The organism is Streptomyces sp. NBC_00234 (genome assembly GCF_036195325.1).
GTDB lineage: Bacteria > Actinomycetota > Actinomycetes > Streptomycetales > Streptomycetaceae > Streptomyces.
Map to the genome: position 1 here is coordinate 3,215,120 of NZ_CP108101.1, position 25,978 is coordinate 3,241,097.

The following is a 25,978-nucleotide window of genomic DNA, read 5'->3' on the forward strand; positions in this document are numbered from 1 at the left end:
TCGGCGCGGCCTCAGGAATCGGGCGAGCGGAGCACCCGCAGGTGGCCGCGGCGCGCGACCTCCACCGGGTCGGCCGTGCGGGGTCCGCGATTACCGGCGCCCGGTCCACGGTCGTGCGGCCTCGCCGCTTCCCGTACCGCGTTGGCGAGGGCTTCGAGATCGTCACCGCTGGGCCGGACCGGAGCGGAGGGATCGGAGAGCCGGACCACTTCCCAGCCACGTGGCGCGGTCAGCCGCTCACTGTGTTCGGCGCACAGGTCGTAGCAGTGGGGCTCGGCATAGGTGGCGAGCGGGCCGAGGACCGCAGTCGAATCGGCATAGACGTACGTCAGTGTCGCGACGGCAGGGCGGCCGCACGCAGTTCGCGAACAGCGACGTACAGGGCTCACGATGTTGGACGGTACCGCACTCTTGAGCGGGCTGCGACGACTCTCCCGCACCTCACCCCCACGTGTCGCCCTGTGACCTCCGGCACAACCGGCTTCGGAGCAACTACCCTGACCTGCGCGGCAGCAGAAGGGCACCGGCCACCGCCCGACGGATTCCGGCCATTGCCGTGAACACAAGCTGTCATTTGGCGCGCGAACGACTGTCGGAGTCGGGGCCTGATCCGGACTCACCTTGGCCGGAATGTTCAGAAGCGGACACACACATGGCCTGCGCAGGAGCCGCGATCGGCTCGCCGTGCGGAGAGTTACGCTGCGTCGGTGATGGACAGTTCCGTACCTCCCCACCCGCCCGAGCCCCGCCCCCGGCGCCGCGACCGTCACGGCCGCGGCATGCGAGGGCCCGTGGCGCCGCCCCAGGTGCCGCTGTCGGCGAGCAGGGGCGAGATGTTCCGCGACCTCGTGCAGGACTCGGTGGAGCGGCTGGAGCGGCGCTGGCCGCAACTGGCGGATGTCGACTTCCAGGTCCTCGACGTTCCGGGAACGCTCGGTGACACGGTGCCGCTCGGGCGCGCGGTCTCCGCCGAGAAGGGACAGCCCGCGCAGGTCGTCGTCTACCGGCGCCCGGTCGAGATCCGCACCAAGAGCCGCGACGAACGCGCCCTGCTGGTGCACGAGGTCGTGGTCGAGCAGGTCGCGGAGCTGCTCGGGCTGGCCCCTGAGTCCGTCGATCCGAGGTACGGGCAGGAGTAGGGCCCCGACCGTGCCTCAGTCGTCGAGGAGCGAGAGGTCCTGCTCCGCCCGGGGGACCTCGACCGTGCCCCCGTCGTCGGCCAGCGTCTGCACCGTGAACATCTCGATGCCGCCCTCCGGGAGGACGAGCGTGCGGGCCGCGTGGACCGGGCCGCCCGACTCCGGCTCGACCGTCAGCGCGTAGCTGCCCTTGAGGCCGGAGGGGACCGGCGGGGTGACCGCGAGAGTGGTACCGCCCTTGACGGTGTACGTCTTGACGACCTGTTCGCCGCCCTCGGTCCCCGCCGACGCGGTGACCTTCACCTCGGCCGTCGCGCCCGGGGCGGTGAGGGAGAGGACCGAGCCCTTGGCCCTGTTGTCGGCCACACTGGCGCGGGCGCCCACCGGTCCGGTCGCCGGGATGAAGGCGATCTCCCGGTCGGCCCCGGTGCCGCGGACCACGCGCAGCGCGGCGACGATCGGGGTGGCGCGGTCGCTCTCCACGGGCGTCAGCCGCAGGGAACCCGGTTCACCCCTGGTGACGTTCCGCAGGTCGACGCTCGCGGTCATGTTCGACTTGATGTGCAGGGTGTCGTTCCCCGCCGGGGAGAACGTCGCGTTCTTCCCCATCATCTGCACCTTCACGTCGGCGTCGTCCTCGCCCGGCGCGAAGGCCACCAGCTGCACGGAGGTGGCGTCGGCCGGGATACCGGGCAGCACCACGGTGCCCGCCGGGTCGACGGAGGACGGCAGCCAGTCGCTGCCGGCCGTGCCGTCGGCCGCTCTGATGAGGGCCCCGATCCGGCCGGTACGGGTGGTGACGTGGACGGTCACGTCCTCGACGGCCTCGCTGGTCAGTGTGGAGATCAGCATCGGGACGCTGGAGTGGGCCGGGACGGTGATGCCCTCGCCCACCTCCGCCTTGAGCGGGCCGTCGGGGCCGTACAGCTCGATGTCGGCGACGGCCGCGGAGTCGTCGGGGTTGGTCAGGTGGACGTAGTCCTGGCGCGCCTTCGCGGTGCTCGCGCCCGGGAACCAGAAGTCCGTGTCGGGTCCGCTGCAGCTGGCACCCAGCAGACCGCGGGAGTCGCCCGCGGTGACCGTGGTCGTCTGCTGGGCGGTCCAGCCGGGTGCCAGGCGGCCGGTGGCGGTGCCGACCAGGGCCGGGGCGTCCGACTCCGTGGTCTCGGCGCCGACGGGCTTGCCGGGCTCCTTGAGGGCGACGACCGGCTTGTCGGCCTTCGCCCCGGCCTTCTCGCCCTTCTCGTCCTTCTTATCCTTCTCGTCCTTCTTCGGGGCCGGTTCCGTGGCCTCGTCCGGGTCGAGGGCCGTGGCGGGCTTCAGCTCGGCCTCGCCGGCCTCGCCTTCGCCCTTGCCCGCCGGGGTGAAGGACGTGTACGCCGTGGACGCCAGGTCGGAGTTGCTGGGCGCCGGGCAGAGCAGGCTGGAGCGCTCGACGGGCAGCCGGGACGCGGCCTTCGCCTCCGTGGTGGCCGCGTCGCCGGGCGCGTTGAGCGCGGCGAACCCGGTGACGGCGGCGAGGGCGACGACGCCCGCGACGAGGGAAAGGGGTGTGGACTTCACTCGGACTCGCCTCGCGATGCGTTACCGGTACGCCACGGGCCCTCGCCCGGGGCGGTGTTCTCGTCGTGCTCGTCGTTCCGGGGGGTGTGCGGCTGCTCGTAGTGGCCCTGGCCTTCGTACGGGGCGGCTTCGCCCGTACCGGTGGCGTAGGGCTGCTGCTGGGCGTAGCCGTACGGGTCGTAGGCGGCGTTCTGCTGGTACCGGTCCGCCTGGTACTGCTCCCCCTGGTACTGACCGGCGGCCGGGTACTGCTCGCCGCCGTACTGCCCGGGCACGGACTGGGCGCCGTCCTGGTACTGCTCGCCCTGGTACTGCGTGTAGTCGGCGCCCTGGTACTGCTGCGCGTCCCACTCGGCGTACTGCTGCTGCGGCACCGCCGCATACGAACCGGTGTCGCTCTGCTGGGCGAAGGCGTCCGTGCCGTCCGGAGCGGCGGCGTACGGGTCCGCGGACTGCTGCGCCGGGATGTACTCCTCCGGCGCCGCCATCGGTTCCGGAGCGAACGCGTCGCTCTCCTCGCCGTCCTCCGCCTCCGCCTGGGCGGCGGCCCGGAGCCTGCGGGCCCGGCGCCCCTCCCCCGCGACCGGCTCCAGAGGTACGGCGACGGCCTCCTCGGGCAGGTCGTCGTCGATCTCCCGGCGCCGGCCCGGCAGGGCCAGCACCAGCAGGACGACGGAGAGCAGGGCCTGCGCCCAGATCCAGGCGGTGTGCGTGACCGGGGTGTCGTACGTGAGGTCCAGCCTGCCGCCCTCGGCGGGCAGCTCGAATCCCTGGGCCCAGCCGTCGACGGTCTTGCCGGTCAGCGGCTTCCCGTCGAGCGTGGCCTGCCAGCCGGGGTCCGCCGAGTCGGCGATCCGCAGCACGCGGCCGGAACCGCCCGCGGGGATCGTGGTGTGCGCCTCGACGGGGAGCGAGCCGACGGGCAGCCATTCGGCGTCGGCACCGCTCTCGCCGGACGCCGGGACGACCATGACCCGGGCGACCTGGCGGTCGACCCGCCACAGGGCGCTGCCGTCCAGCTGGCTGAGCCGGCTGAGGCCGGGGGTCGAGTCGAGCACGCGGCTCATCTGACGCGGTGCTCCGTCCCGCACGAGGACGTAACGGATCGCGAAGCCGCTCAGCTGGCTGCCCTGGTCGGCGCCGGAGCCGGCGACGAGATTGGCGACGACCTTGTCGAGGTGGGGGTTGCTGCCGCCCGACTCGGTCAGTTCGGCGTCGCCGAGACGGGCGCCGGACCCGCGGACCAGGGTGTACGCGACCGAGGCCGGGGAGGTACCGCCGAGGACCAGGGTGCGGGGCTGGTCGCGGGTGATGCTCTCCTCCGCGACGAACGCGGGCACCTGCACCGGGTCCCGGCGCTCCAGCGGGCCGGTCGCCCCGCCGGCCATCCAGACGAAGGCGGCCAGCGCGGGAGCGGCCAGCGCGGCCAGGGCGATCAGGGCGGCGACGGGCTGGCGCCAGCCGAAGCTGAGCTCGGCGACCCGCACCCGGGCGCCGTCGGCGCCGAGCAGGGCGGCGGCGATCAGCGCGATGCCGTAGACGAGGGTGGCGGGTCCGGCCCACGTGGAGCCGTTGGCGATGCCCGCGAAGAGCAGCGCGACGAGCGCGACGGCCCAGGCGGTGCGGATCGCGAACTGCCGCTCGCCGCGCAGCAGAGCCGCCAGCGCGGCCAGCACGATGCCCAGGAGGAGGACACCGCCCGCGGCCTTCGGGCCGCCGGGGCTGATGCCGAGGAGGTCGAGTGCGGAGGCGTCGCCCTCGCCCAGGTCGAGGCCCGCTTCCTTGAGGAGGCTCGACGGGCTGGTCAGCAGGGACAGCGACCAGGGCGCCAGGACGAGCAGCGGAGTGCCGACGGCGGCCAGGAAGCGGAGTCCGTACGCCGTGATGTCGCCCCTGCGCAGGACCAGCACGCCGATGCCGAGTGCCACGGCGAGCGGCCAGACGATGGGGGTGAAGGCCATCGCGAAGGTGAGCAGCAGGGTGTACGCCCAGGTGGCGCGCCAGCTGCCGCGGGCCGTGCCCGGTGCGCCGCGCAGCCCGTGGGCGGACACGGCGGCCCGGGCGATCAGCGGGAGCAGGACGGCGAGGACGGCGGTGCCGAGGCGGCCGGTGGCCAGTGCGCCGGTCGCCGCGGGCAGGAAGGCGTACGCGACGCTCGCCCAGGCCCGCAGCAGCCGCGATTCGATCAGCGGCCGGGAGACGAAGTACGCGGTGAATCCGGCGAGCGGGACCGAGCAGACCAGCAGCAGGGTGAGCGCGAAGCCGGTGGAGCCGAGGAAGAGGGCCGACAGGGCGGCGATCACGGCGAGGTACGGCGGCGCCGTCTGGGTGCCGCCGGTACCGACCGGGTGCCAGCCGTCCGCGTACCGCCCCCAGAGTTCGGAGACGTCGCCCGGCGCGGGCAGCAGCGCGCCGCCCGCGAGTGCGCCGCCGCCGAGGAGGCCGCGGCAGGCGACGAGGGAGACGAGCAGCAGGAGAGCGAAGAGGACGGGGCCGGGCCTGCGCGCCATCCGCTTCAGCCGGGCGAACTGCTCGATCTCCAGGAAGTCGGCGTCGTCACCGCCGGGTCCGGACTCGACGGCGCCGTGGCGGGAGCCTCCGGAATCGGCCTCGGACCGGCCGCCGAAGTTGCCGGCGACCTGTTCGACGGTGGCGCGGACGGTCGCGCCGGGCGGCGGGAACAGGGAGCGCAGTTCGCTCGCCTCGATCACGGCTCTGCCGCGGTGCCGCCGGGCGGCGATGATCCTGCCGGGCCGCAGCAGGGTGCCGAGGAGGCCGGTGACCTCGTCGACGGCCTGGCCGGGGACCTTGCCGACCAGGTAGGCGAGGGTACGGAGCAGGGTGCCGAACACCAGGCGGAGCAGGACCCAGGGCAGGGCCTTGCCGTGGGCGTTGACGAGCATCGCGTAGACGGCGCCCGCCTTGTCGACGCGGTGCGGGCTGGAGACGGAGCGCCCGGCGCAGTCGATCGGACGGCGTTCCCGCGCGGATGCCTCGGCATGCCGCAGGACCGCGTCGGGGGCGATGAGCACCCGGTGCCCCAGCCGGTGCGCACGCCAGCAGAGGTCCACGTCGTCACGCATCAGCGGGAGCCTGCGGTCGAATCCGCCGAGCTCCTCCCAGACGTCACGGCGGATCAGCATGCCGGCGGAGGAGACGGAGAGCACGGTGCGGACCTGGTCGTGCTGGCCCTGGTCCTGCTCGCGGCGGTCGAGTCCGGTCCAGCGGCGCCCGCTGTTGGCGATGGAGACGCCGACTTCGAGCAGCTGCTTGCGGTCGTACCAGCCGCGCAGCTTGGGTCCGACGATCGCGGCGTGCTGGTCGCCGTCGACGATGCGGAGCATCTCGGCGAGCGCGTCGGGCTCGGGTGCGGAGTCGTCGTGCAGCAGCCAGAGCCACTGGACCGGTTCGCCGTGCGGGAGCTCGGGCATGTCGTACGTGTCGTCGCGCCAGGACCGGGTGACCGGGTCCCAGCCGCTGGGACGCTTCAGATACGGCAGCTCTTCGGGGGTGAGGACACCGGCCGTACGGACCGCCTCGTCGACGGCGGTACCGAAGCCCGTACGGCGTGCGAGATGCAGGACCCGCTCGTCGCCGAGGGCCTCGGCGGCCAGCCGGGCGGAGTCGTCGGCGCTGCCGGTGTCGGCCGCGACGACGTTCTGTACGGGGCGTTCCTGGCCGAGCAGCCCGGCGAGCACATCGGGCAGCCAGCGTGCGCCGTCATGGGAGACGAGCACGGCGGTGACGACGTGCCGGGGGAACTCTGGGGCGGCGGCGGCCGGGTTCGGCGCCGCCGAGTGGCTGTGCACGGACATCGAGGTACGGGCCCTCCGGCCGGGTCCGGGGGGCGTCACCCCGGGGGCTGCATCGGTGTACACGCGCGCCCCGGCGGGGCGTTGGCGCATCTCGGACGGGGCCCCACACTAACGGTACGGATAACTGCGGCGGCGCCGAGCGGCCGAACAGGGCCCGGGGCACGGGTTCCGGGGCACGTCCGGGGCTGCCGGGCGGCGGTGCGGAGCGGCGGACATGGCGATGGCCCGTGGTCCGCACCCTGCGGGGCAGGGTGCGGACCACGGGCCATCGGACCGGTCACGCTCCGGCGGTCCCGGCCGATGAGTGGTCAACTCACGGACGGGGCGGTCGCCGGCCTTGCGGCACCTCGGCCGTACGGCGCCTCGGTTCGGTGGTGCGGCACTGCGGCCGTACGGCTGCGGGGCTGTACGGCGTTCAGATGGCGGCCTTCTTGAGGCGCCGCCGCTCCCGCTCGGAGAGCCCGCCCCAGATGCCGAACCGTTCGTCGTTGGCAAGCGCGTACTCAAGGCATTCGGAACGGACTTCACACGCGAGACAGACCTTCTTGGCCTCGCGGGTGGAGCCGCCCTTCTCGGGAAAGAAGGACTCGGGATCGGTCTGGGCGCACAGTGCGCGCTCCTGCCAGCCGAGTTCCTCGTCCGCGTCCTCGACCAGCAGTTGCTGGAACAGCTCGGTCATGTGCGCCCCTCGTCTGTCTCTTGCGTCCCCGTGTTGCGGCCGTTACTGATTGCGGCCGAACGACACGAGTGAAATTACAAGTGTGTAGCTCCGGGCCAGTCAAGCGAAGATCTGGTATTGGCCCCGGGATTCACTCTGCGGAACCAAGGGTATGCGGAAAGTGTTCAAATCACCAAAAACCTGACATATGCCATGCGCCTGGCGCGTCATCCACTCTCACCGTGTGAGACGACCGGGACCCTCGCCATGTTGCGATTCGATCACCGAAGCGATCAAGATCACATTCGGGTCACGGGACCTCAACGGCGTTTACGGGTGCGGTTGATGCGCCACATCTCCGCTCCGGCGGATGCACAAACCTTTCTCCGCACACAGCAACCGGATGAGGTGAAACATTGCCGCCAAATCGGGCATTGGGTTGACAGAGGGGCATGCAGCCGGTCTCCTTGACTTCATGCCAGCGACCGCAGCGATGTACGCCACCCACGTCCGTGGGTTCCGCACCGCTGTCCAGGCCCGCTGTTGCTGTTCCAGCTGTCACAGCTGTTGATGCCCTAGCGCTCCAGCTCTGATCCGGCTCGTCTTTTCCGCGCGACTCTTTGCTCCCGCGACTCGTTGAGCCCCGCGCATTCTTCTCACGCGACGCCCCCGCACGTGCCACCCCCACGCCGAGGAACCACCGCACCGATGAACAGCGACAGCGACCTTCAGATCGCCGGCGACATCCTCGAGGTCCAGCACCTCCTGCAGCCCGCCCGCGAGCACCCCTCCACCGTGGCCGAGTTCGTCGGCCTGGCCCGCTCCCTCGCGGCCGACCGCGCCCAGTGGGCGCCTCTCGTCCGCTACGACACCGCGTCCCGCTGGTACCACCGGCTCCGCACCGGCCCCGGCTACGAGGTGTGGCTGCTCAGCTGGGTGCCCGGCCAGAGCAGCGGGCGCCACGACCACGGCCTGTCCTCCGGCGTACTGACGGTCCTGGACGGACAGTTGACCGAGCACACGAACCGCGGAGTGCGGTCCCTGGACGCCGGTGCGCAGCGCGTCTTCGCACCCGGATACGTCCACGAGGTCGTCAACGACTCGCTGGAACCGGCCGTCAGCCTCCACATCTACTTCCCGGGCCTGACCGACATGCCCATGCACGCGGCGCAGTGCGCCCCGGCCGCCGTGGATGTCGTACCCGCCTGACAAACTGCTGTGCATGCGCATTGTGGTTCTGGCCGGCGGTATCGGTGGTGCTCGTTTTCTGCGTGGCCTCAAGCAGGCCGCGCCCGACGCGGACATCACGGTGATCGGCAACACCGGCGACGACATCCATCTGTTCGGGCTGAAGGTCTGCCCCGACCTGGACACCGTGATGTACACCCTCGGCGGTGGCATCAACGAGGAGCAGGGCTGGGGGCGTACCGACGAGAGCTTCCACGTCAAGGAGGAACTCGCGGCATACGGCGTGGGACCGGAGTGGTTCGGGCTCGGCGACCGTGACTTCGCGACCCATATCGTCCGTACGCAGATGCTCGGCGCGGGCTTCCCGCTGAGCGCGGTCACCGAGGCGCTGTGTGCGCGCTGGAAGCCGGGGGTCCGGCTGCTGCCGATGTCCGACGACCGGGTCGAGACGCATGTGGCGGTCGACGTCGACGGCGAGAGCCGGGCCATTCACTTCCAGGAGTACTGGGTCAAGCTGCGCGCCTCGGTCGAGGCGCAGGCGATCGTGCCGGTCGGCGCGGAGCAGGCCAAGCCCGCGCCCGGCGTGCTGGAGGCGATCGCGGAGGCCGACGTCATCGTCTTCCCGCCCTCGAATCCGGTCGTCTCGGTCGGGACGATCCTGGCCGTGCCCGGCATCCGCGAGGCGATCGCCGAGGCCGGAGTGCCGGTCGTCGGCCTCTCCCCCATCGTCGGGGGCGCGCCGGTGCGGGGCATGGCCGACAAGGTGCTGGCCGCGGTCGGCGTCGAGTCGACGGCCGCCGCGGTGGCGCAGCACTACGGCTCCGGGCTGCTCGACGGCTGGCTCGTCGACACGGTGGACGCCGGTGCGGTCGACGAGGTGGAGGCGGCGGGCATCCGGTGCCGCGCCGTGCCGCTGATGATGACGGACGTGGACGCGACGGCCGAGATGGCGCGGCAGGCGCTGACGCTGGCCGAGGAGGTACGGGCGTGAGCGACGCTCCTGCCGGGGCGCCCTCGTACCGGGTGTGGGCGCTGCCGGGGATCGCGGAGGTACGGGCCGGGGACGACCTCGCGAAGCTGATCGCGGGTACCGATCCGGGGCTGGTGGACGGGGACGTCCTGCTCGTCACCTCCAAGATCGTCTCCAAGGCGGAGGGCCGGATCGTGCAGGCCGCCGACCGGGAGGCGGCGATAGACGCCGAGACGGTGCGGGTGGTCGCGCGGCGCGGGACGCTGCGGATCGTGGAGAACCGGCAGGGCCTGGTCATGGCCGCGGCAGGGGTCGACGCGTCGAACACGCCCGCGGGGACGGTGCTGCTGCTGCCCGAGGACCCCGACGCCTCCGCCCGGCTGATCCGGGAGGGGCTGCGGGACACCCTCGGGGTGTCGGTCGGCGTGATCGTCACGGACACCTTCGGGCGGCCCTGGCGCAACGGTCTGACGGATGTCGCGATCGGGGCGGCGGGGGTCCGGGTGCTGGACGATCTGCGCGGCGGCACCGACGGGTTCGGCAACCCCTTGAGCGCGACGGTCGTCGCCACCGCGGACGAGCTGGCCTCGGCCGGTGACCTGGTGAAGGGCAAGGCCGCGGGGCTGCCGGTCGCGGTGGTGCGGGGGCTGTCGCACGTGGTGGTGGGCGGGGACGGCGCCGGTGCGCGTGACGCCGGTGCCGATTCCGGTTCCGATGCCGACGCTGTCGGTGCGCGGGCGATGGTGCGGGGCGCGGCCGACGACATGTTCCGGCTGGGGACGTCCGAGGCGGTACGGGAAGCGGTGACCCTGCGGCGCACCGTGCGGGAGTTCACGGACGAGCCGGTGGATCCCGGGGCGGTCCGGCGCGCGGTGGCGGCTGCGGTGACGGCTCCGGCGCCGCATCACACGACGCCGTGGCGGTTCGTCTTGCTGGAGTCGGCGGAGTCGCGGACCCGGCTGCTGGACGCGATGCGGGACGCCTGGATCGCCGATCTCCGGCGCGACGGCAAGAGCGAGGAGTCGATCGAGCGGCGGGTACGGCGGGGCGATGTGCTGCGCCGGGCGCCGTATCTGGCTGTGCCGTGCCTGGTGATGGACGGCTCGCACACCTACGGGGACGTGCGGCGGGACACCGCGGAGCGCGAGATGTTCGTGGTCGCGGCGGGTGCGGGGGTCCAGAACTTCCTGGTGGCCCTGGCGGGCGAGCGGCTGGGCTCGGCGTGGGTGTCCTCGACGATGTTCTGCCGTGACGTGGTGCGGGAGGTGCTGGAGCTGCCGGCCTCGTGGGATCCGCTGGGTGCGGTGGCCGTGGGGCATGCGGTTGCCGCGCCTGCTGAGCGCGGGGTTCGGGCCGTGGAGGACTTCGTCACGGTGCGGTGAGGGGAGCCCGCTTCAGAGGCGGGCGATGTCGCCCCGTGTCATGCGGGGGGCTCTGCGCGCCGGGGTGTGGCCCGAGAGCAGGATCAGGCGGGTGGCCCGGTGGCGCTGGCCCTCGTACGGGGCGAGCAGGGCCAGCATCTCTTCGTCGTCGGCGTTCCTGTTGCCCGCCAGGGCATAGCCCACGATGCCCGGGAGGTGGAGGTCGCCGACGGTGACCGCGTCGGGGGCCCCGTTCGAGCGCTGGAGGGTCTCGGCCGAGGTCCAGGGGCCGATGCCGGGGATCAGTTCCAGGCGGGCGGCGGCCTCGGGCAGGGCCATGGCCGACGCCTCCTCCAGACGCCGGGCCACTCGGACCGCGCGCAGGATCGTCGCCGAGCGTTTGGCGTCGACGCCCGCGCGGTGCCACTCCCAGGACGGGATCAGGGCCCAGGTCCGCGCCTCGGGCATCACGTACATCCGGAGCGCGGCGAAGCGGGAGTCCGCGGGGCCGGGGGCCGGGGTGCCGTGACCGCGGACCAGGAGGCGCCAGGCGCGGTACGCCTCGTCCGTGGTGACCTTCTGTTCCAGGATCGACGGGATCAGGGACTCCAGGACCAGGCCGGTACGCAGCAGACGCAGCCCCGGGCGGCGGTGCCGGGACAGGGCCAGCAGGCGGTGGCGCGGCCGGAAGGCGTCCGGGTCGTCCGCCTCGCCGAGCAGGGCCGGCAACTGGTCCAGGAGCCACTGCGCGCCGGGCCCCCAGGCCGTTGCCTCGACGCGGCCGTCGCGGGCGGTGACGCGGAGCGTGCCGGGGCCCGCCGGGGTACGGGTGGCCCGCCAGAACGACCCGTCGGGAAGGGCGCGGAACGTGGGGTCCACCGGCCCTCGCCGCAACGGGCCGAGGACCAGTCGCAGATCCAGCGGTCCCGGAGGCGTCCAGTCCCGTGCGAGCTCCTTGTGCGCCACCGGGGCGTCGGTGGCCGGCGGCGCCGCCTGGTGCGGAAGCGTCGCTCGGTGCGTGCGGGGTACGAAACGTCCTGCCACGGGTGGGTCCTCGACGTAGGTGGGTGCCTATCGAGGGTAAGGCCGGTGGCTGTCGTTCACTGGTCGGACGAGAAGCGGACCGAGGCGTCGGGCAGGACCGCGCCGCACCAGATGCGCACTCCGTCGCGCAGTTCGTTGTCGGCGCCGACGGTGGCGCCGTCGCCGACGACCGCGCCCGCCAGGGCCGTACGGCTGCCGATGCGGGCTCCCGCCCCGACCAGCGAGTCGGTGATCACCGCGTGGGGCTCCACGACCGCGTCGGCCAGCACCGTGGATCCGTGGATCCGGGCGCCCTCGCCGATCACCGCGCGGTCGCCGACGACCGTGCCGCCGGTGAGCTTGGCGTCGGGGGCGACGGTCGCCGTGGGCAGGACCAGGCGGTCGCCGCAGCGGCCCGGGACCGCCGGGGACGGGGCGCGGCCGAGGACCAGGTCGGCGGAGCCGCGTACGAACGCCTGCGGGGTGCCGAGGTCCAGCCAGTACGTGGAGTCGACCATGCCCTGGAGGTGGGCTCCCGAGGCGAGGAGGCCGGGGAAGGTCTCGCGTTCCACGGAGACCGGCCGGTCCGCCGGGATGGTGTCGATGACCGACCGGCGGAAGATGTACGCCCCCGCGTTGATCTGGTCGGTGACTATCTCCTCCGGCGTCTGGGGCTTCTCCAGGAAGGCGGTCACCCTGCCCGTGCCGTCCGTGGGCACGAGGCCGAAGGCGCGCGGGTCCTCGACCCGGGTGAGGTGCAGGGAGACGTCCGCGCCCGACGTGGCGTGCGAGGTGACCAGCGCGCGGATGTCGAGGCCGGTGAGTATGTCGCCGTTGAAGATGAGGACCGGTTCGTCGGGCCCCGAGGTGAGCCGGGAGGCCACGTTGCGGATGGCACCCCCGGTCCCGAGCGGTTCGTGTTCGGTGACGTACTCGATGGAGAGGCCGAGCGAGGAACCGTCGCCGAAGTACGGTTCGAAGACCTCCGCCAGGTAGGACGTCGCGAGCACGATGTGCTCCACGCCCGCCGCCCTGGCGCGTGCCAGCTGGTGGGTGAGGAACGGGACGCCCGCCGCGGGCACCATCGGCTTCGGGGTGTGCACCGTGAGCGGACGCAGCCGGGTGCCCTTGCCGCCGACCAGGAGGATCGCTTCTCTTGCCTCTGTCACAGCACTGCTCTGCTTCCTGCTGGGGCCGGGCCTCGTTTCGGCTGGCCAGTGTATGCAGACCCGGGGATCGACCCCGGTCAGCGGCCCTGCAGGCGGGCGGAGGTGGACCGGGCCGTGCCGAGCTTCTTGTAGAGACGCCATCCGGGGCATTCGGTTGCGAATCCGTCCCGGTGTCCCGAGATGACGTTGAGCCTGACCTGGGTGCCCTTCCTGAACCGGTTGCCCCCGCCCGACACGAGCGTGGTCCTGCCCTTGGGGTTGGCACCGAACAGACCGAGCTTCCAGGCGGTGAGCTTGGCGATCGCCTTCACCGAGGCCGCGGGCGGGTTCGACGAACCGTACGTCCCGATGACCGCGATGCCCATGCTGTTGGTGTTGAAGCCGAGCGTGTGCGCTCCCAGGACGGGCTTCGACACGCCTCCCGCGCGTCCCTCGTAGATGTTTCCGCACTTGTCGACGGCGAAGTTGTAGCCGAAGTCGCGCCAGCCACTGCTCTTGACGTGGTAGCGGTAAATACTGCGGAGGACGGAGGGCGCCTGCGAGCAGCGGTAGTTGTTGCCCGTGGCGGTGTGGTGCACGAACGCCGCCTTGACCCGCTTGGTGTACGCGAACTCGCGCTCGCGGAGCCTCTCGTCCGCGCCCCAGCCCTTGCGCGTGACGATGCGGGGGCGGGGGCCCACGAAGGGCTTGGCTCCTGCCGAGACGCCGGCCATCTCCTCCGACTCCGCCTTGCCGAGGGCGGGGATCACGGTGGCGTCCAGGGGGGCGAGGTCGGCGTTGACGGCCGCCGCGGCGGCGGACTCGGCGGTGAGCGGTGCGGTGGCGCGGTCGGCTCCGGGGGCGCCCGCGGCGGGGGGCCGGGGAGCGTCCTCGCCCGGGTCGACGAGTTCCAGGCGCAGGCCCTCGGGGAGCTTCTGCGGAGCGGCTGCCCGGTGGCCCGGACGGGCGGCTCCGGGCTGTACGCGGACCTCGACGCCGTCGGAGTCGCCGACCCAGAGCGGGGCCGTCGATCCGCGTACCGTGCCCGCTTCGCGCTCGGGGCTGCCGGGGTCGGCGGCGTGTTCGGCATTGTGCGTCTCCAGGTCCTGCCAGCCGGACCAGCGGGTTCCGCCGGTGGCCCGGGTACGGACCTGGACCGTGCCGTGGAGTTCGGCGTCCGCGTCGTCCCAGACCACGCCGACGAGCGAGAAGGGGCGGACGTCCCGCTGCCGCACCCCTTGTGGGGCGGCAGCGGTGGGACCGGTGGGTGCGCCGGTGGCCCGGGAGGCCGCGGGAGTGAGCGGCGACAGGCGCAGGGACTGGGTCGAGCCCGGCAGTTCGGCTGCGGAGGGTTCGGCCGACTCGGTTGCGGAGGTTCGGACGACGGGGGCGGCGGAGGCGGGCACGGCGAGCGGCAGGGTGAGGGCCGCCGCGCAGGTGACGCCGATGGAGGTTGCAAGAAGAGCACGCATACACATGATCCTTGGCATACAGGGACGACTCCGGCCACCGGGGTGTACGGGGGTTCCTGACGCCTCGTCTGCCGAACCGGTGTACGCGGCACCCGGCACACCCGCCCGGCCCGCCCCGGCCCGCGTACCCTTGCGCGGATGAACTCCAGCGACCGCACCCCCGCCGACCTGCTGCGATCCGCGCTTGCCTCGGACCCGGCCCGTCCCCTGATCACTTTCTACGACGACGCCACCGGAGAGCGTGTCGAACTGTCGGTGGCCACCTTCGCCAATTGGGTGGCGAAGACCGCCAATCTGATCCAGGGCGACCTGGCCGCGGAACCGGGCGACCGGCTCGCTCTGCTGCTTCCCGCGCACTGGCAGTCGGCCGTCTGGCTGCTCGCCTGCTCGTCCGTCGGTGTCGTCGCCGACATCCAGGGCGACCCCGCCTCGGCCGACCTCGTCGTCACCGGTCCCGACACGCTGGACCGTGCGCGCGCCTGCCGCGGCGAGCGGGTGGCGCTGGCCCTGCGCCCGCTGGGCGGGCGGTTCCCCCAGCCTCCGGAGGGGTTCGCGGACTACGCGGTGGAGGTACCGAGCCAGGGCGACCGCTTCGCTCCGTACGCACCCGTGGCCCCGGACGCGCTCGCGCTGGTCGTGGGCGGTGTCGAGCTGACGGGGGAACAACTGGTCGACCGGGCCCGCGAGGACGCCGCCGCTCTGGGGCTCGCTCCCGGGTCGCGGTTGCTGTCGGGGCGCACGTACGACACCTGGGACGGGCTCACCGCCGGGCTCTTCGCACCACTGGCGTCCGGGGCGTCCGTGGTGTTGTGCCGGCACCTCGGTCAGCTGGACGAGCAGGGGCTCGCGAAGCGCGTCGAGAGCGAGCGCGTCACCAACACCGCGGTATGACAAGCGCCCTGAGGGTCACCTGTACGGCCCACAGCGGGCCGAGCCCTCGGGGCTGAGCGTCAACTGCGGTACATGATCGGCGGTACAGACCAGTCTCCCTGGATGCACAACCAAGCGTGAGGTTCAGCCGTCTACTCCTGCGACCGGCGTGCCATCGCGCCGCCGACCGTGAAGGATGGACGCAGACGTGACGGACAGTGCTGGCACGCCGGCCGACCCGGATCAGCCGGGACACCAGGCCGAGGACGAGCCGCAGGCGGGGGCGCCGGACGGGTCCGGGGCCGCCGCCCCGCAGGACGGACCGAGTGCGACCGGGTCCGGTGACGACGGGGTGCGGACCTGGTCCGAGCGGCCCAAGGCCGAGCTCCCTCCGGGGTACAAGCGCCACTGGCTCCGGTGGACGGCCCTCGCCGCCTCGTTCCTCGTGCTGATCGCCGCCGGTGTCGGCTGGTGGCTGTACAAGAAGCTCGACGGGAACATCAAGACCGACACGAGCGCCGCGGCCGAACTCAAGGCGTACGAGAAGGAGCGGCCCACACCGATCGCGGTGGACGCGCAGAACATCCTGCTCATCGGCTCCGACAGCCGGTCCGGCGACAACCGCAAGTACGGACGCGACGACGGCGGCAGCCAGCGCTCGGACACCACGATCCTGCTGCACCTCGCGGCGGACCGGAAGAGCGCCACCGCCGTATCCATCCCGCGCGACCTGATGGTGGACATCCCCGCCTGCCACACGGCCGACAAAAAGACCACCAAGGAACAATTCGCTCAGTTCAACTGGGCCTTCGAGGTCGGCGGCACCGCCTGCACGATCCGCACCGTGGAGCGGATGACCGGCATCCGCATCGACCACCACATGGTCGTCGACTTCAACGGCTTCAAGGACATGGTCGACGCGGTGGACGGCGTCGAGGTCTGCCTCAAGCAGCCCATCAAGGACGAGGACGCCCACCTGGAACTCCCCGCGGGGCGACAGAAACTCGATGGCGAGGAAGCACTCGGGTACGTGCGCGCCCGTAAATCCATCGGCAACGGCAGCGATACCGAACGAATGGACCGCCAGCAGAAGTTCCTGGGGGCCCTGGTCAACAAGATGCAGAGCAATGGCGTCCTGCTGAACCCCACGCGCCTCTATCCGGTCCTGGACGCGGCGACCAAGTCACTGACCACGGACCCGGGCCTCGATTCGCTCCGGGACCTGTACGACCTGGTGCGCGGAATGCGGAACGTACCGACCGACAAGGTGCAGTTCCTGACCGTGCCCCGGCAGCCCTACCAGGCGAATCGCAATCGGGACGAGCTCGTCGAGCCGGATGCGGGGCGACTGTTCAAGCAGCTGCGCGAGGACGCGCCCGTCGCCGTGGTTCCCGCCGACGAGATCAAAGCGTCGAAATCGCCTGCCGGCGGCTCGACCGGCGACGACCCGTCGGACGGAAAGCCGGACGATTCGGGCTCCTCGAATCCGACTCCCGCCCCGACCTTTTCGGGCTCGAATGCCGCCGATGACCTGTGCAATCAGTAAAGCAATTCCCAAGCCACCGGCGACAATCGGCGAGGAATGGGAAGTATGCCCGGTTGTAAGGGGCGTGCAATATGTCACGACCGTCGCTCGACGGCTAAGTGGCCGGATAGTGTGACGCGATCCGGTGCTCCCGACCGCCAGGTCGCGCACTGCTTCAGCGAAAGACCGAGCGCCTTTTCGGGGGAGGCGCCTCGCGTGGCACCGACGGAGGACCCAAGCAACCGTGGATGCGCATAGCCGTGGGCGGGCGGACGGAACCGACCCCGCAGACCAGTGGGTTCTCAACCCGCAGACCGGTGATTACGAACTGCGACTGGACCACTCCGGACCGCGTCCGACGGACCGTCCGGGTGCCGGCTCCCGCCGCAGAAACGAATCCCCCGCCGACGGCCCCCGCGACGGCTCCGACGAGCTCTCCGATCCGCTGCGCCGGGTACCCCGCCAGCGCGGGCGACGCGCGGCGGAGAACGGCCGCACCCCCGAGGCGGCGCCCCCCGGCCGCCGTAAGCGCAAGCCTCCGAAGTCCCGCAAGAAGAAGGCCCTGCTGTGGACGGGCGGGGTGATGGCCTTCGTCCTCATCGCCGGGTCCACCGGCGCCTACGCGCTCTACCAGAGGTTCAACGGGAACCTCGACACCATCGACGTCGGTGACGCCGGGAGCAAGAGCGTCACGGCCGACGGCCCGCTCGACATCCTGATCATCGGTACGGACAAGCGGACCGGCAAGGGCAACGAGGGATACGGCGACAAGGGCAGTACCGGCCACGCCGACACCAACATCCTCTTCCACGTCTCCGCGGACCGCACCAACGCGACGGCGATGAGCATCCCCCGTGACCTGATGACGGACATCCCGGACTGCGAGACGACGCAGTCCGACGGCTCCAAGAAGGTCATCCCGGGCACGGAGAACGCCCGCTTCAACGTCAGCCTCGGCCAGGAGGGCCGCGACCCCGGCTGCACCATGCGTACGGTCAAGGCGATCACCGGCATATCGGTGGACCACTTCATGATGGTGGACTTCAACGCCGTCAAGGAGCTCTCCACCGCCGTCGGAGGCGTCAAGGTCTGTCTGGCGAAGCCGGTCAAGGACCCCGACTCCCACCTCGATCTGCCGGCCGGGGTGTCCACGATCCAGGGCGAGCAGGCCCTGGCCTTCGTCCGCACCCGGCACAGCTTCGGCAATCAGAGCGACCTGGACCGGATCAAGATCCAGCAGCAGTTCCTGGGCTCGATGATCCGGCAGATGAAGTCGGACGACACGCTCACCAGCGCCACGAAGCTCTACAAGCTCGCGGACACCGCGACCAAGGCCCTCACGGTCGACTCCGGCATCGGGTCGGTCGGGAAGCTGGCCGACCTCGCCAAGGAGCTCGGCAAGGTCGACACCAAGAACATCACCTTCGCCACCATGCCCGTGATCGACAACCCGGCCGAGCCCACGCCGATCACCGTGGTCGTGGCTCCGCAGAAGGGCGAGCAGCTGTTCGCCATGATGCGCAACGACACCTCGCTGACCGAGGTGAAGAAGCAGGAGAAGGCGCAGGCGAAGGCCGCCAAGAGCAAGCAGGCGGCGCTGCTCCGGGGACCGCAGGCGGAAGCGGCCGATGTCCGCGTCGACGTCCTCAACGGCGGCAGCATCGCGGGTGCCGCGGGCGCGACCGTCACCTGGCTCCAGAACGAGCAGGGAGTCCTGAAGTCCACGAACAAGGCGAACGCGCCTGCCAAGATCAGCAGGACGACGCTGGAGTACGCGCCGAACCAGGCGGACCAGGCCCGCAAGCTCGCCGAGCTGATGGGTCTGCCCGCCACCGCGATGAAGCAGGGCACCACCGACGCCGAGGGGCTTCAGGCGATGGTCCTGACCCTGGGGGCCGACTTCAAGGGTGCGGGAGTTCCCGTCACCGGTCCGGCAAAGGCGCCGGACGACATGCAGAGGGCCAGCGCCGACAAGGCGGAGTGCGCCAAGTGACCTCGTGTCAGCGCGCCAAACGGAAAGTCTGAGCAGGGGGGCCTGGTGGGACGCAGCAGTACGCCTGGGGAGGGGACGCGGTCTCGCGTCCGGCACGACCGGCAGCCCGAAAGGGACGACGGTCTTCACCGGAACGAGAGCGGCGGAGGGCGCAGGGCCAACCGGGGCGGGCGCCGTGGCGGCGACGACGGCGGGCAGCCTGCGCCGCCGGAGGGCGGACATCGGCGCGGTGGTCCCAACCGCCGCTCCAGACGGTCCGCCAAACGCGGCAAACGCCGCGTGTTCCGCTGGATCGCCTCCGTACTCGCCCTGCTCATACTCGCCACCGGCGCGGCCGGTTACGTCTATTACGAGCACCTCAACAGCCAGCTCCGCAAGGGCAAGCGGAGCGCGGGCAACAGCGCGGCCAAGAAGACCGAACCGAACGCGGCGGGACAGACCCCGCTGAACATCCTGATGATCGGCTCGGACGACCGTAACTCGCCGGAGAACCTCAAGCTGGGCGGCTCGAAGAAGTCCGTCGGCGCCAAGCCGCTCGCCGATGTGCAGATGCTTCTGCACGTGTCCGCAGACCGCAAGAACGCCTCGGTGGTCAGCATCCCGCGCGACACCCGGGTCGACATCCCCGCGTGCGAGGACCCGGACACCGGCGAGAAGTTCCCGGCCAAGAACGCCCTCATCAACGAGACGCTGGGCCGCGGCGGCGCCGGGTGCACGCTCGACACCTGGGAGAAAGAGACCGGCATCTACATCGACCACTGGATGATGGTCGACTTCGCGGGTGTGGTCTCCATGGCCGATGCGATCGGCGGCGCCTGGGTCTGTGTGAAGGACGACGTCTACGACGTTCCCAAGCCCAGGGTGCCGGGTGGTTCCGGTCTGCGGCTGAAAGCGGGCAAGACCAAGATCCAGGGCAAGCAGGCCCTCCAGTGGCTCCGCACCCGCCATGCCTTCGAGAGCGACTTCGGGCGGGCCAAGGCCCAGCACATGTACATGAACGCGGTGATCCGCGAGCTGAAGAACCAGAACGCCTTCACCGACACCGGCCGGCTGATGAACCTCGCGGAGACGGCCACGGAGTCGCTCCAGGTGTCCGAGGAGATCGGCACGGTCAAGAAGCTCTTCGACCTCGCCATGCAGCTGAAGAACGTGCCGCTGGACCGCCTCAATATGCTGACCATGCCGCGCATCCCTGACCCGATGGACCCCGACAACCGGGTGCTGCCGAAGCCCGGTGCGGCGGAGAAGCTCTGGTCGTTGCTGCGCGACGACCGGCCGCTCGACAAGAAGGGCCGCGACGCGGAGGCCCAGCAGCGCAAGAAGGAACAGGCCAAGCAGGAGGCCGCGAACGCTCCTGATCCCGCGGCTGCCGACGCCCTGGACGTGACCGTGGTCAACGGCACCGGCGCGGACGGGGTCGCGGCGACCCAGGGCCGGGCCGGCGCGATCAGGGACCTGCTCCACACGAAGGGCTTCACCAAGGCGGAGTCGGCGTCGGACCCGGGATCGGCGCTGACCACCCAGGTGACGTATCCGAAGGCCGCGGGCGCGCAGGGCAAGGTGGACGCGCTGTCCCTCAGCAAGGCTCTGGGGCTGCCGGATTCCGCGGTGAGGGTGTCGGTCGAGGCCGATTCCCTGACGCTGACCGTCGGTTCGGACTGGCGGACGGGTAACACCTACCCGAAGGCGCTGGACGACAACACCGACCCGCTGGACGGTACCGAGGCGGAGAACGCGGCTGACAAGGACGCCTGCATGGACGTCTACTGGCCCTACCGCACGCCGTGACGGAGGCGGTGACGCCGTAACGAGAGGAGGCCACCCGGTGCAGCCGGGTGGCCTCCTCTTTCGTACCGCTGGGGTCAGGCGGGCTGGTTCACGGCCGGGCGGCGGCTGGCGATGACCTTCTTCGCCAGCGAACGCGGGCTCGTCAGGAAGCCGAATCCCCACGACATGTGCATGGTGGCCAGCGCCACCGGGATCTGGGCGCGCGCCGCGAGGGGCAGGCCCTTCCCGGCGGGCAGCGACCCGGCGACGATGGCCGCCACGTAGCCGGCGGGCACGACGAGGGCCCACGGGGTGACGGCCACGCCGCCCACGATGCCCGCCACTATGGCGCAGACGGCGGCCGGCGGGGCCAGGTAGCGGAGGTTGATCGAACCGGCGTGGTAGCGGGCGACGACGTGGCGCCAGCGGCCGTAGTCCTTGTACTGCTTGGCGAGCGCCTTCACCGAGGGGCGGGGGCGGTACTGGACCTTCAGCTCGGGCGAGAACCAGATCAGCCCGCCCGCCTCACGGATGCGGAAGTTCAGCTCCCAGTCCTGGGCGCGGATGAACTCCACGTTGTAGCCGTCCGCCTTCTCCAGCGCCTCACGGCGGAAGACCCCCAGATAGACGGTCTCGGCCGGTCCGGCCTGGCCGCCCGTGTGGAAGGCCGCGTTGCCGACGCCGATCTTCGACGTCATCGCGGCGGCGACGGCGTCCTCCCAGGCGTTCTCGCCCTCGGCGTGCATGATGCCGCCGACGTTCTGCGCGCCCGTCTCCTCCAGGAGGCGGACGGCCGTCGCGATGTAGTTCGGCGAGAGCATGCCGTGGCCGTCGACCCGCACCACGATCGGGTGGCGGGACGCCTTGATCGCCGCGTTGAGCGCGGCGGGGGTGCGGCCGGTGGGGTTGGGGACGGTGTGGATACGGGAGTCCTCCCGTACGAGCTCGGCGGCGATCTCGTCGGTGCGGTCCGTCGAGGGGCCCAGCGCGATCACCACCTCCATCTCACCGGCGTACTCCTGCTCCAGGATGTGCCGGACCGAGTTCCGGAGGTGGCGCTCCTCATTGAGCACCGGCATGATCACGGAGACGGCGGGGTACTGCGCGGCAGACATGTAGTCCTCAGGGGGTCCTCGGGGGCATCACCACGGGGGCGGCTCGGTTCGGCCGCCACGTTACCGCGAACGAGGGACACGGACGCGCGCCGCCGGGTCGCATCCCGGGATGCAGATCGTATGGGCCTACTGTGCGAACGGTCCCCCTTGCACCGCGGAGGTGTCCCCCCGTGCCCACGCCTCACCGCTCGCCCCGTCCACCGCACCCCCGCACCACTCCCCCGCAGCGCAGGCCCAGAAAGCAGCAGGCGGCGCCACGCTCCCGGAAACAGGACGAGCGGCCCCGGTGGGGCATGCGCGTGGCCACCGGCATCTCCGTGCTGGTGCTCGGCGCGGGTGGCATCGGTCACGCGATCGTGAGCAGCCTGGAGACCGGGATCGACCGCGTCGACGCCTTCAAGGACATGAAGAACCGGCCCCGGGCGGGCCACGGACTCAATCTCCTGCTCGTCGGCACGGACGGCCGGGACAAGATCACCCCGGCGGAGAAGAAGAAGTACAAGCTGGGCGGTGCCCCCTGTCACTGCACCGACACGATCATGCTGGTGCACCTGTCGGCCGACAAGGGACGGGCGAGCGTCGTGAGCCTGCCGCGCGACAGCTACGCGGAGATGCCCGCCCATACGGACGGGACGACCGGGGAGAAGCACGCGGGCCACCCGGTGAAGCTCAACGCCGCCTATGCGGAGGGCGGGCCGAACCTGACCGTCCGGACCGTCGAGCGCATGACCGGCGTGAAGATCGACCACTACGTGGAGGCCGACTTCACCAGCTTCATGAAGACGGTCGACACCCTGGGCGGGGTGAAGATCTGCACGGCCCGGCCGATGAAGGACTCGTACACGGGGCTCGACCTCCCGGCGGGTACGCACGAGCTGGACGGGGGCCAGGCGCTCCAGTACGTCCGCTCCCGGCACATCGACGGCGCGGCGGACCTGGGGCGGATGCAGCGCCAGCAGAAGTTCATGGCCGCGTTGATCAAGCAGACCACCAGCAGCGGGGTGCTGCTGAACCCCGTGAAGTTCCAGCAGGTCGTCTCGTCGATGCTGAGCTCGGTCCGGGCCGACACGGGCTTCGGTACGGAGCAGATGCTCGCGCTCGGCAAGGCGATGCGCGGTTTCACCCCGGCCTCGTCCGAATTCACCTCCGTGCCGATCGAGAACCCCTCGTTCCCGGTCAAGGGCATCGGCTCCACGGTGAAGTGGGACGCGAAGAAGTCGAAGAAGCTGTTCCAGGCCCTGCGCGAGGACAAGCCGCTCGCGCCCGCGCGGCCGAAGCAGCCCAAGGCGACGCTCGTCGACGTGTCACCGCAGCAGATCCGGGTGCAGGTCTACAACGGCACCCCGAAGGACGGTCTCGGCAAGGACGTCGACGCCGCGCTGCGCGGCACGGGCTTCAACACCACACGCGCCCCGCTCAACGGCGACCTGCGCGATCTGAAGCGGACCCTGGTGACGTTCGACCCCCGCTGGGACCGCTCGGCGAAGTCCCTGGCCACCGCGCTGCCGGGATGCGAGCTGAAGGCCGTGAAGGGCCAGGGCGCGACGATGAAGGTGACCGCCGGGTCCGACTACCGCTCGGTGCAGCGGGTGAAGGCGGAGAGCCCCCAGCAGGGCGAGTTCGGCGCGGTGACGGGCGACGAGGTGGTCTGTCCGTAACGGGTCGACGACGCTCAGTCGTCGATGCCGTCGGCCACGCGCTTCTCGCGCAGCTCCTTGATCGCCCGGCGCCTGGCCAGCCGGTGCGTGCGGCGGATCTGGGCCTCCTGGTAGCGCCGCTTGTCGCGCTCCGTCTCCGGGATCACCGGCGGTACGGTGCGCGGCTTGCCGTCCGCGTCGACGGCCGCGAACACGAGGTACGCGCTGCCGACCTGCTGGGCGGGGGTCGACTCGTTCCAGCGCTCGGCCATGACGCGGACGCCGACCTCCATGGAGGAGCGGCCGGTCCAGTTGACCTGGGCGCGGACGTGAACAAGGTCACCGACGCGGACCGGCTCCAGGAAGACCATCTCGTCCATCGAGGCGGTCACGGCGGGCCCACCGGAGTGCCGGCCGGCCACGGCGCCCGCCGCGTCGTCGACCAGTTTCATGATCACGCCGCCGTGCACCGTACCGAGGAGATTGGTGTCGTTGCCGGTCATGATGTGGCTGAGAGTCGTCCGTGAAGCCGCGGTCGGCTTGCCCGGAATCTCGCCCTCCGGGCGCGTGGCCTGATCTGTCATGCCCTCCACCTTATGCGCGGGCTTGCGTACCGCAGAATGCATCAGCTTCGCAACAGCCCTGGACCGATTTCGCTCACCCCCTGTAAGAGCCGTGGGCCGGACCTGCACACTGGTCCGCATGAATGAATGGCCCGAAGGACGGACCGGCGACCGATACGGCCGGGGCAGCTCCAGCCCCCAGCCGGAGGGCGCACGCGCCATGCCGCACATCCAGCGGCGTCGCCCCGCGCCCCCGCAGGCACCCCAGGTCCCGCCGCAGGGCCAGGGCTACGACGACGGTTACGGAAGCGCCCCCGGCTACGACAGCGGGTACAACACGGGCCAGGTCTACGGCGGCGGGAACGGCGGCGGCCAGGGCGGTGGCGGATACGGCGGGGGCGGCGGTCGCGGATACGACGACAGCGGCTACGTCCAGGGCCGCCCGGCTCCCGACTGGCGGCGCCGGATCAAGGTGGGCGCGCTGACCCTGGTGGTCGTGGTGCTCGCCGTCTCGATCTCCACGTACTTCTGGGCCGACTCCAAGCTCAAGCGCGAGGTGGACCTCTCGAAGGTCATCGAGCGGCCCTCCGAGGGCGACGGCACGAACTACCTGATCGTCGGTTCCGACAGCCGCGAGGGCATGACGGCCGAGGACAAGAAGAAGCTCCACACCGGTTCCGCGGAGGGCAAGCGGACCGACTCGATGATGATCCTGCACGACGGCTCCAACGGCCCGACGCTGATCTCCCTGCCGCGCGACTCGAACGTCGAAATACCGTCGTTCGTGGGCTCCGAGTCCGGCAAGACGTACAAGGGAACCGGCCGCACAGTGAAGCTGAACGCCGCGTACGCGGAGGACGGCCCCGAACTGCTGGTCCGCACGGTCGAGTTCAACACCGGTCTGCACATCAACCACTACGTCGAGATCGGCTTCGGCGGCTTCGCCCAGATCGTGGACGCGATCGGCGGGGTGGAGATGGACATCCCGAAGGCGTTCAAGGACAAAAAGTCCGGCGCCGACTTCCAGGCCGGCAAGCAGACGCTGAACGGCGAGCAGTCCCTCGCCTTCGTCCGTACCCGGTACGCGTTCGCGGGCAGTGACCTCGACCGCACGAAGAACCAGCAGAAGTTCCTCGCGGCGCTGGCCAGCCAGACGGCGACCCCGTCGACGATCCTCAACCCGTTCAAGCTCTACCCGACGATGGGCGCGGGCCTGGACACCCTGATCGTCGACAAGGACATGTCGCTCTGGTCCCTGAGCCAGATGTTCTTCGCGATGAAGGGCGTCACGGGCGGTGAGGGCACCTCGATGAACATCCCGATCTCGGGCAGCGTCGGCGGCAACCTGGTCTGGGACAAGGCCAAGGTCAAGCAGCTGGTGCAGCAGCTCAACAACGACGAGAAGGTCACCGTCACGGGTGACTGACCGTGCCATCGACAGAGGGGCCCGGACGGTTTTCCGTCCGGGCCCCTCTGTCTGTCACCTGCGCGGTCACATGACGCCTCCGGTCGGACCGAGCGGCTCCACTTCGCCCAGGTCCTCGTAGAGCGCGCCCAGGACACGTCCGGTGGGCTCGCCCTGCGGCGACAGCTCGGTCAGGCGCCAGCCGGGAAGCCGGGCCTGGATCTCGGGCGGAAGGTCACCGTCCGCCGGGTCGTCCAGCCCGTGGAGCAGGCCGAACGCGGTCTCCCTCGCGACCTCGCGGGCGATCTCGCCCAGCTCGTCGGGCGTCAGACCGAGACTCAGCGCCCGCCCGACGGCCCCACTCGCCGGGCCTTCCTTGCGGTACGCCTCGACCCAGTGGGGCGCCGCCGAGCTCCACGCGTCGATGTCCTGCCACGCCATGCGCAGGAACCGGTAGCGGGCCAGCTGAGGAAGGTTCTCCTCGGCCTCGGACTCGGCCCAGCCCGGCGCGTCGTCGGCACCCAGCGCCTCGAACAGACCGGTGAGCTTCTCGATCTCGGTCATGCGGGGTCAGCGGTCCGCGACGTACGCGACGAATCCCGTCCAAGCACCGGCGGTGACAGCGAGCCGGGGGCCGGAGAGGTGTTTGGAGTCACGGACGTAGGTGGCGTCGGGGGTGAGCGCTGCTTCGACGCAGTCGTTGCCGTCACCACTGCTGCTGTGACTGCTCTTGAACCATGCGAGCTCGGTTTCGCTGACCACGGCT

The 25,978-nt window shown here is 71.2% G+C and carries 21 protein-coding genes; 10 read left to right on the forward strand and 11 right to left on the reverse strand.

Annotated features, from left to right (window positions below):
• Positions 1–11 precede the first annotated feature (11 nt).
• The gene (locus tag OG230_RS13895) at positions 12–440 is read right to left on the reverse strand and encodes a DUF3499 domain-containing protein (RefSeq protein ID WP_328910508.1); all 429 of its coding nucleotides are present in this window, start codon (positions 438–440) and stop codon (positions 12–14) included.
• A 270-nt stretch (positions 441–710) separates the two neighbouring features.
• Between OG230_RS13895 and OG230_RS13900 the strand changes: the two genes are divergently transcribed.
• Positions 711–1,139, forward strand: coding sequence for a metallopeptidase family protein (locus tag OG230_RS13900; RefSeq protein ID WP_328911394.1), 429 nt, complete (start codon positions 711–713; stop codon positions 1,137–1,139).
• Positions 1,140–1,154: 15 nt separating this feature from the next.
• Here the strand turns inward: OG230_RS13900 and OG230_RS13905 are convergent, their stop codons facing one another.
• From OG230_RS13905 to OG230_RS13915, 3 genes are all read right to left on the reverse strand, one after another.
• Positions 1,155–2,702, reverse strand: coding sequence for a DUF5719 family protein (locus OG230_RS13905; protein ID WP_328910509.1), 1,548 nt, complete (start codon positions 2,700–2,702; stop codon positions 1,155–1,157).
• On the reverse strand, positions 2,699–6,517 hold the full coding sequence (locus tag OG230_RS13910; protein WP_328910510.1) for a glycosyltransferase: 3,819 nt from the start codon (positions 6,515–6,517) through the stop codon (positions 2,699–2,701). Before OG230_RS13910 ends, OG230_RS13905 begins: the two co-directional genes overlap by 4 nt.
• A 415-nt stretch (positions 6,518–6,932) precedes the next feature.
• Positions 6,933–7,196 (reverse strand): WhiB family transcriptional regulator, encoded by a 264-nt coding sequence (locus OG230_RS13915; RefSeq protein WP_014046372.1) that lies wholly within the window; start codon positions 7,194–7,196, stop codon positions 6,933–6,935.
• Between the two features lie 687 nt (positions 7,197–7,883).
• Between OG230_RS13915 and OG230_RS13920 the strand changes: the two genes are divergently transcribed.
• From OG230_RS13920 to OG230_RS13930, 3 genes are read left to right on the forward strand one after another with little or no spacing between them, the layout of a single operon-like run.
• Complete coding sequence (locus OG230_RS13920) at positions 7,884–8,384, forward strand: cysteine dioxygenase (RefSeq protein WP_328910511.1); 501 nt, start codon at positions 7,884–7,886, stop codon at positions 8,382–8,384.
• Between the two features lie 13 nt (positions 8,385–8,397).
• Positions 8,398–9,354, forward strand: a complete 957-nt coding sequence (gene cofD / locus OG230_RS13925) for a 2-phospho-L-lactate transferase (protein ID WP_328910512.1) — start codon at positions 8,398–8,400, stop codon at positions 9,352–9,354.
• Positions 9,351–10,715 (forward strand): coenzyme F420-0:L-glutamate ligase, encoded by a 1,365-nt coding sequence (locus OG230_RS13930; protein WP_328910513.1) that lies wholly within the window; start codon positions 9,351–9,353, stop codon positions 10,713–10,715. Before cofD ends, OG230_RS13930 begins: the two co-directional genes overlap by 4 nt.
• Positions 10,716–10,727: 12 nt before the next feature.
• Here OG230_RS13930 and OG230_RS13935 read toward each other — a convergent pair whose 3' ends face one another.
• The 3 genes from OG230_RS13935 to OG230_RS13945 form a co-directional block, all read right to left on the reverse strand.
• On the reverse strand, positions 10,728–11,738 hold the full coding sequence (locus tag OG230_RS13935) for a DNA-3-methyladenine glycosylase family protein (protein ID WP_328910514.1): 1,011 nt from the start codon (positions 11,736–11,738) through the stop codon (positions 10,728–10,730).
• Positions 11,739–11,794: 56 nt separating this feature from the next.
• Entirely contained in the window at positions 11,795–12,886 is a 1,092-nt protein-coding gene (locus OG230_RS13940) for an NDP-sugar synthase (RefSeq protein ID WP_328910515.1), read from the reverse strand.
• Between the two features lie 77 nt (positions 12,887–12,963).
• Complete coding sequence (locus OG230_RS13945; protein ID WP_328910516.1) at positions 12,964–14,337, reverse strand: peptidoglycan recognition protein family protein; 1,374 nt, start codon at positions 14,335–14,337, stop codon at positions 12,964–12,966.
• Positions 14,338–14,475: 138 nt separating this feature from the next.
• On the opposite strand from OG230_RS13945, the gene OG230_RS13950 reads away from it, so the two are divergent.
• From OG230_RS13950 to OG230_RS13965, 4 genes are all read left to right on the forward strand, one after another.
• The gene (locus OG230_RS13950) at positions 14,476–15,228 is read left to right on the forward strand and encodes a TIGR03089 family protein (protein ID WP_328910517.1); all 753 of its coding nucleotides are present in this window, start codon (positions 14,476–14,478) and stop codon (positions 15,226–15,228) included.
• A 175-nt stretch (positions 15,229–15,403) separates the two neighbouring features.
• Positions 15,404–16,753 carry an LCP family protein gene (locus OG230_RS13955; RefSeq protein WP_328910518.1) on the forward strand — a complete coding sequence of 450 codons (1,350 nt, stop codon included), beginning with the start codon at positions 15,404–15,406 and terminating at the stop codon, positions 16,751–16,753.
• 223 nt (positions 16,754–16,976) lie between these two features.
• Positions 16,977–18,725 carry an LCP family protein gene (locus OG230_RS13960; RefSeq protein ID WP_328910519.1) on the forward strand — a complete coding sequence of 583 codons (1,749 nt, stop codon included), beginning with the start codon at positions 16,977–16,979 and terminating at the stop codon, positions 18,723–18,725.
• Positions 18,726–19,004: 279 nt separating this feature from the next.
• Positions 19,005–20,513: an LCP family protein gene (locus tag OG230_RS13965; RefSeq protein WP_328910520.1), complete on the forward strand. Its 1,509-nt coding sequence runs from the start codon at positions 19,005–19,007 to the stop codon at positions 20,511–20,513.
• A gap of 74 nt (positions 20,514–20,587) precedes the next feature.
• Here the strand turns inward: OG230_RS13965 and OG230_RS13970 are convergent, their stop codons facing one another.
• A complete protein-coding gene (locus OG230_RS13970) occupies positions 20,588–21,607 on the reverse strand; it encodes a glycosyltransferase family 2 protein (RefSeq protein WP_328910521.1) in 1,020 nt (339 codons plus the stop codon).
• A gap of 170 nt (positions 21,608–21,777) precedes the next feature.
• On the opposite strand from OG230_RS13970, the gene OG230_RS13975 reads away from it, so the two are divergent.
• Entirely contained in the window at positions 21,778–23,265 is a 1,488-nt protein-coding gene (locus OG230_RS13975; RefSeq protein WP_443051548.1) for an LCP family protein, read from the forward strand.
• 14 nt (positions 23,266–23,279) lie between these two features.
• Here OG230_RS13975 and OG230_RS13980 read toward each other — a convergent pair whose 3' ends face one another.
• On the reverse strand, positions 23,280–23,828 hold the full coding sequence (locus OG230_RS13980) for an acyl-CoA thioesterase (protein ID WP_328910523.1): 549 nt from the start codon (positions 23,826–23,828) through the stop codon (positions 23,280–23,282).
• Between the two features lie 118 nt (positions 23,829–23,946).
• On the opposite strand from OG230_RS13980, the gene OG230_RS13985 reads away from it, so the two are divergent.
• Positions 23,947–25,233, forward strand: coding sequence for an LCP family protein (locus OG230_RS13985; RefSeq protein WP_328910524.1), 1,287 nt, complete (start codon positions 23,947–23,949; stop codon positions 25,231–25,233).
• Positions 25,234–25,299: 66 nt separating this feature from the next.
• Here the strand turns inward: OG230_RS13985 and OG230_RS13990 are convergent, their stop codons facing one another.
• Together OG230_RS13990 and OG230_RS13995 are read right to left on the reverse strand one after the other, a co-directional pair.
• Positions 25,300–25,776, reverse strand: a complete 477-nt coding sequence (locus tag OG230_RS13990) for a hypothetical protein (RefSeq protein ID WP_328910525.1) — start codon at positions 25,774–25,776, stop codon at positions 25,300–25,302.
• A gap of 6 nt (positions 25,777–25,782) precedes the next feature.
• The gene (locus OG230_RS13995; protein WP_328910526.1) at positions 25,783–25,974 is read right to left on the reverse strand and encodes a DUF397 domain-containing protein; all 192 of its coding nucleotides are present in this window, start codon (positions 25,972–25,974) and stop codon (positions 25,783–25,785) included.
• Positions 25,975–25,978: the final 4 nt, after the last annotated feature.

Bases quoted from the DNA above. Each gene is read 5' to 3' on its own strand.
- OG230_RS13990 (WP_328910525.1), bottom strand. From the start codon at position 25,776: ATGACCGAGATCGAGAAGCTCACCGGTCTGTTCGAGGCGCTGGGTGCC.
- OG230_RS13985 (WP_328910524.1), top strand. From the start codon at position 23,947: ATGAATGAATGGCCCGAAGGACGGACCGGCGACCGATACGGCCGGGGC.
- cofD (WP_328910512.1), top strand. From the start codon at position 8,398: ATGCGCATTGTGGTTCTGGCCGGCGGTATCGGTGGTGCTCGTTTTCTG.
- OG230_RS13980 (WP_328910523.1), bottom strand. From the start codon at position 23,828: ATGACAGATCAGGCCACGCGCCCGGAGGGCGAGATTCCGGGCAAGCCG.
- OG230_RS13950 (WP_328910517.1), top strand. From the start codon at position 14,476: ATGAACTCCAGCGACCGCACCCCCGCCGACCTGCTGCGATCCGCGCTT.
- OG230_RS13920 (WP_328910511.1), top strand. From the start codon at position 7,884: ATGAACAGCGACAGCGACCTTCAGATCGCCGGCGACATCCTCGAGGTC.
- OG230_RS13900 (WP_328911394.1), top strand. From the start codon at position 711: ATGGACAGTTCCGTACCTCCCCACCCGCCCGAGCCCCGCCCCCGGCGC.
- OG230_RS13945 (WP_328910516.1), bottom strand. From the start codon at position 14,337: ATGCGTGCTCTTCTTGCAACCTCCATCGGCGTCACCTGCGCGGCGGCC.
- OG230_RS13910 (WP_328910510.1), bottom strand. From the start codon at position 6,517: ATGTCCGTGCACAGCCACTCGGCGGCGCCGAACCCGGCCGCCGCCGCC.
- OG230_RS13915 (WP_014046372.1), bottom strand. From the start codon at position 7,196: ATGACCGAGCTGTTCCAGCAACTGCTGGTCGAGGACGCGGACGAGGAA.
- OG230_RS13955 (WP_328910518.1), top strand. From the start codon at position 15,404: ATGGACGCAGACGTGACGGACAGTGCTGGCACGCCGGCCGACCCGGAT.
- OG230_RS13970 (WP_328910521.1), bottom strand. From the start codon at position 21,607: ATGTCTGCCGCGCAGTACCCCGCCGTCTCCGTGATCATGCCGGTGCTC.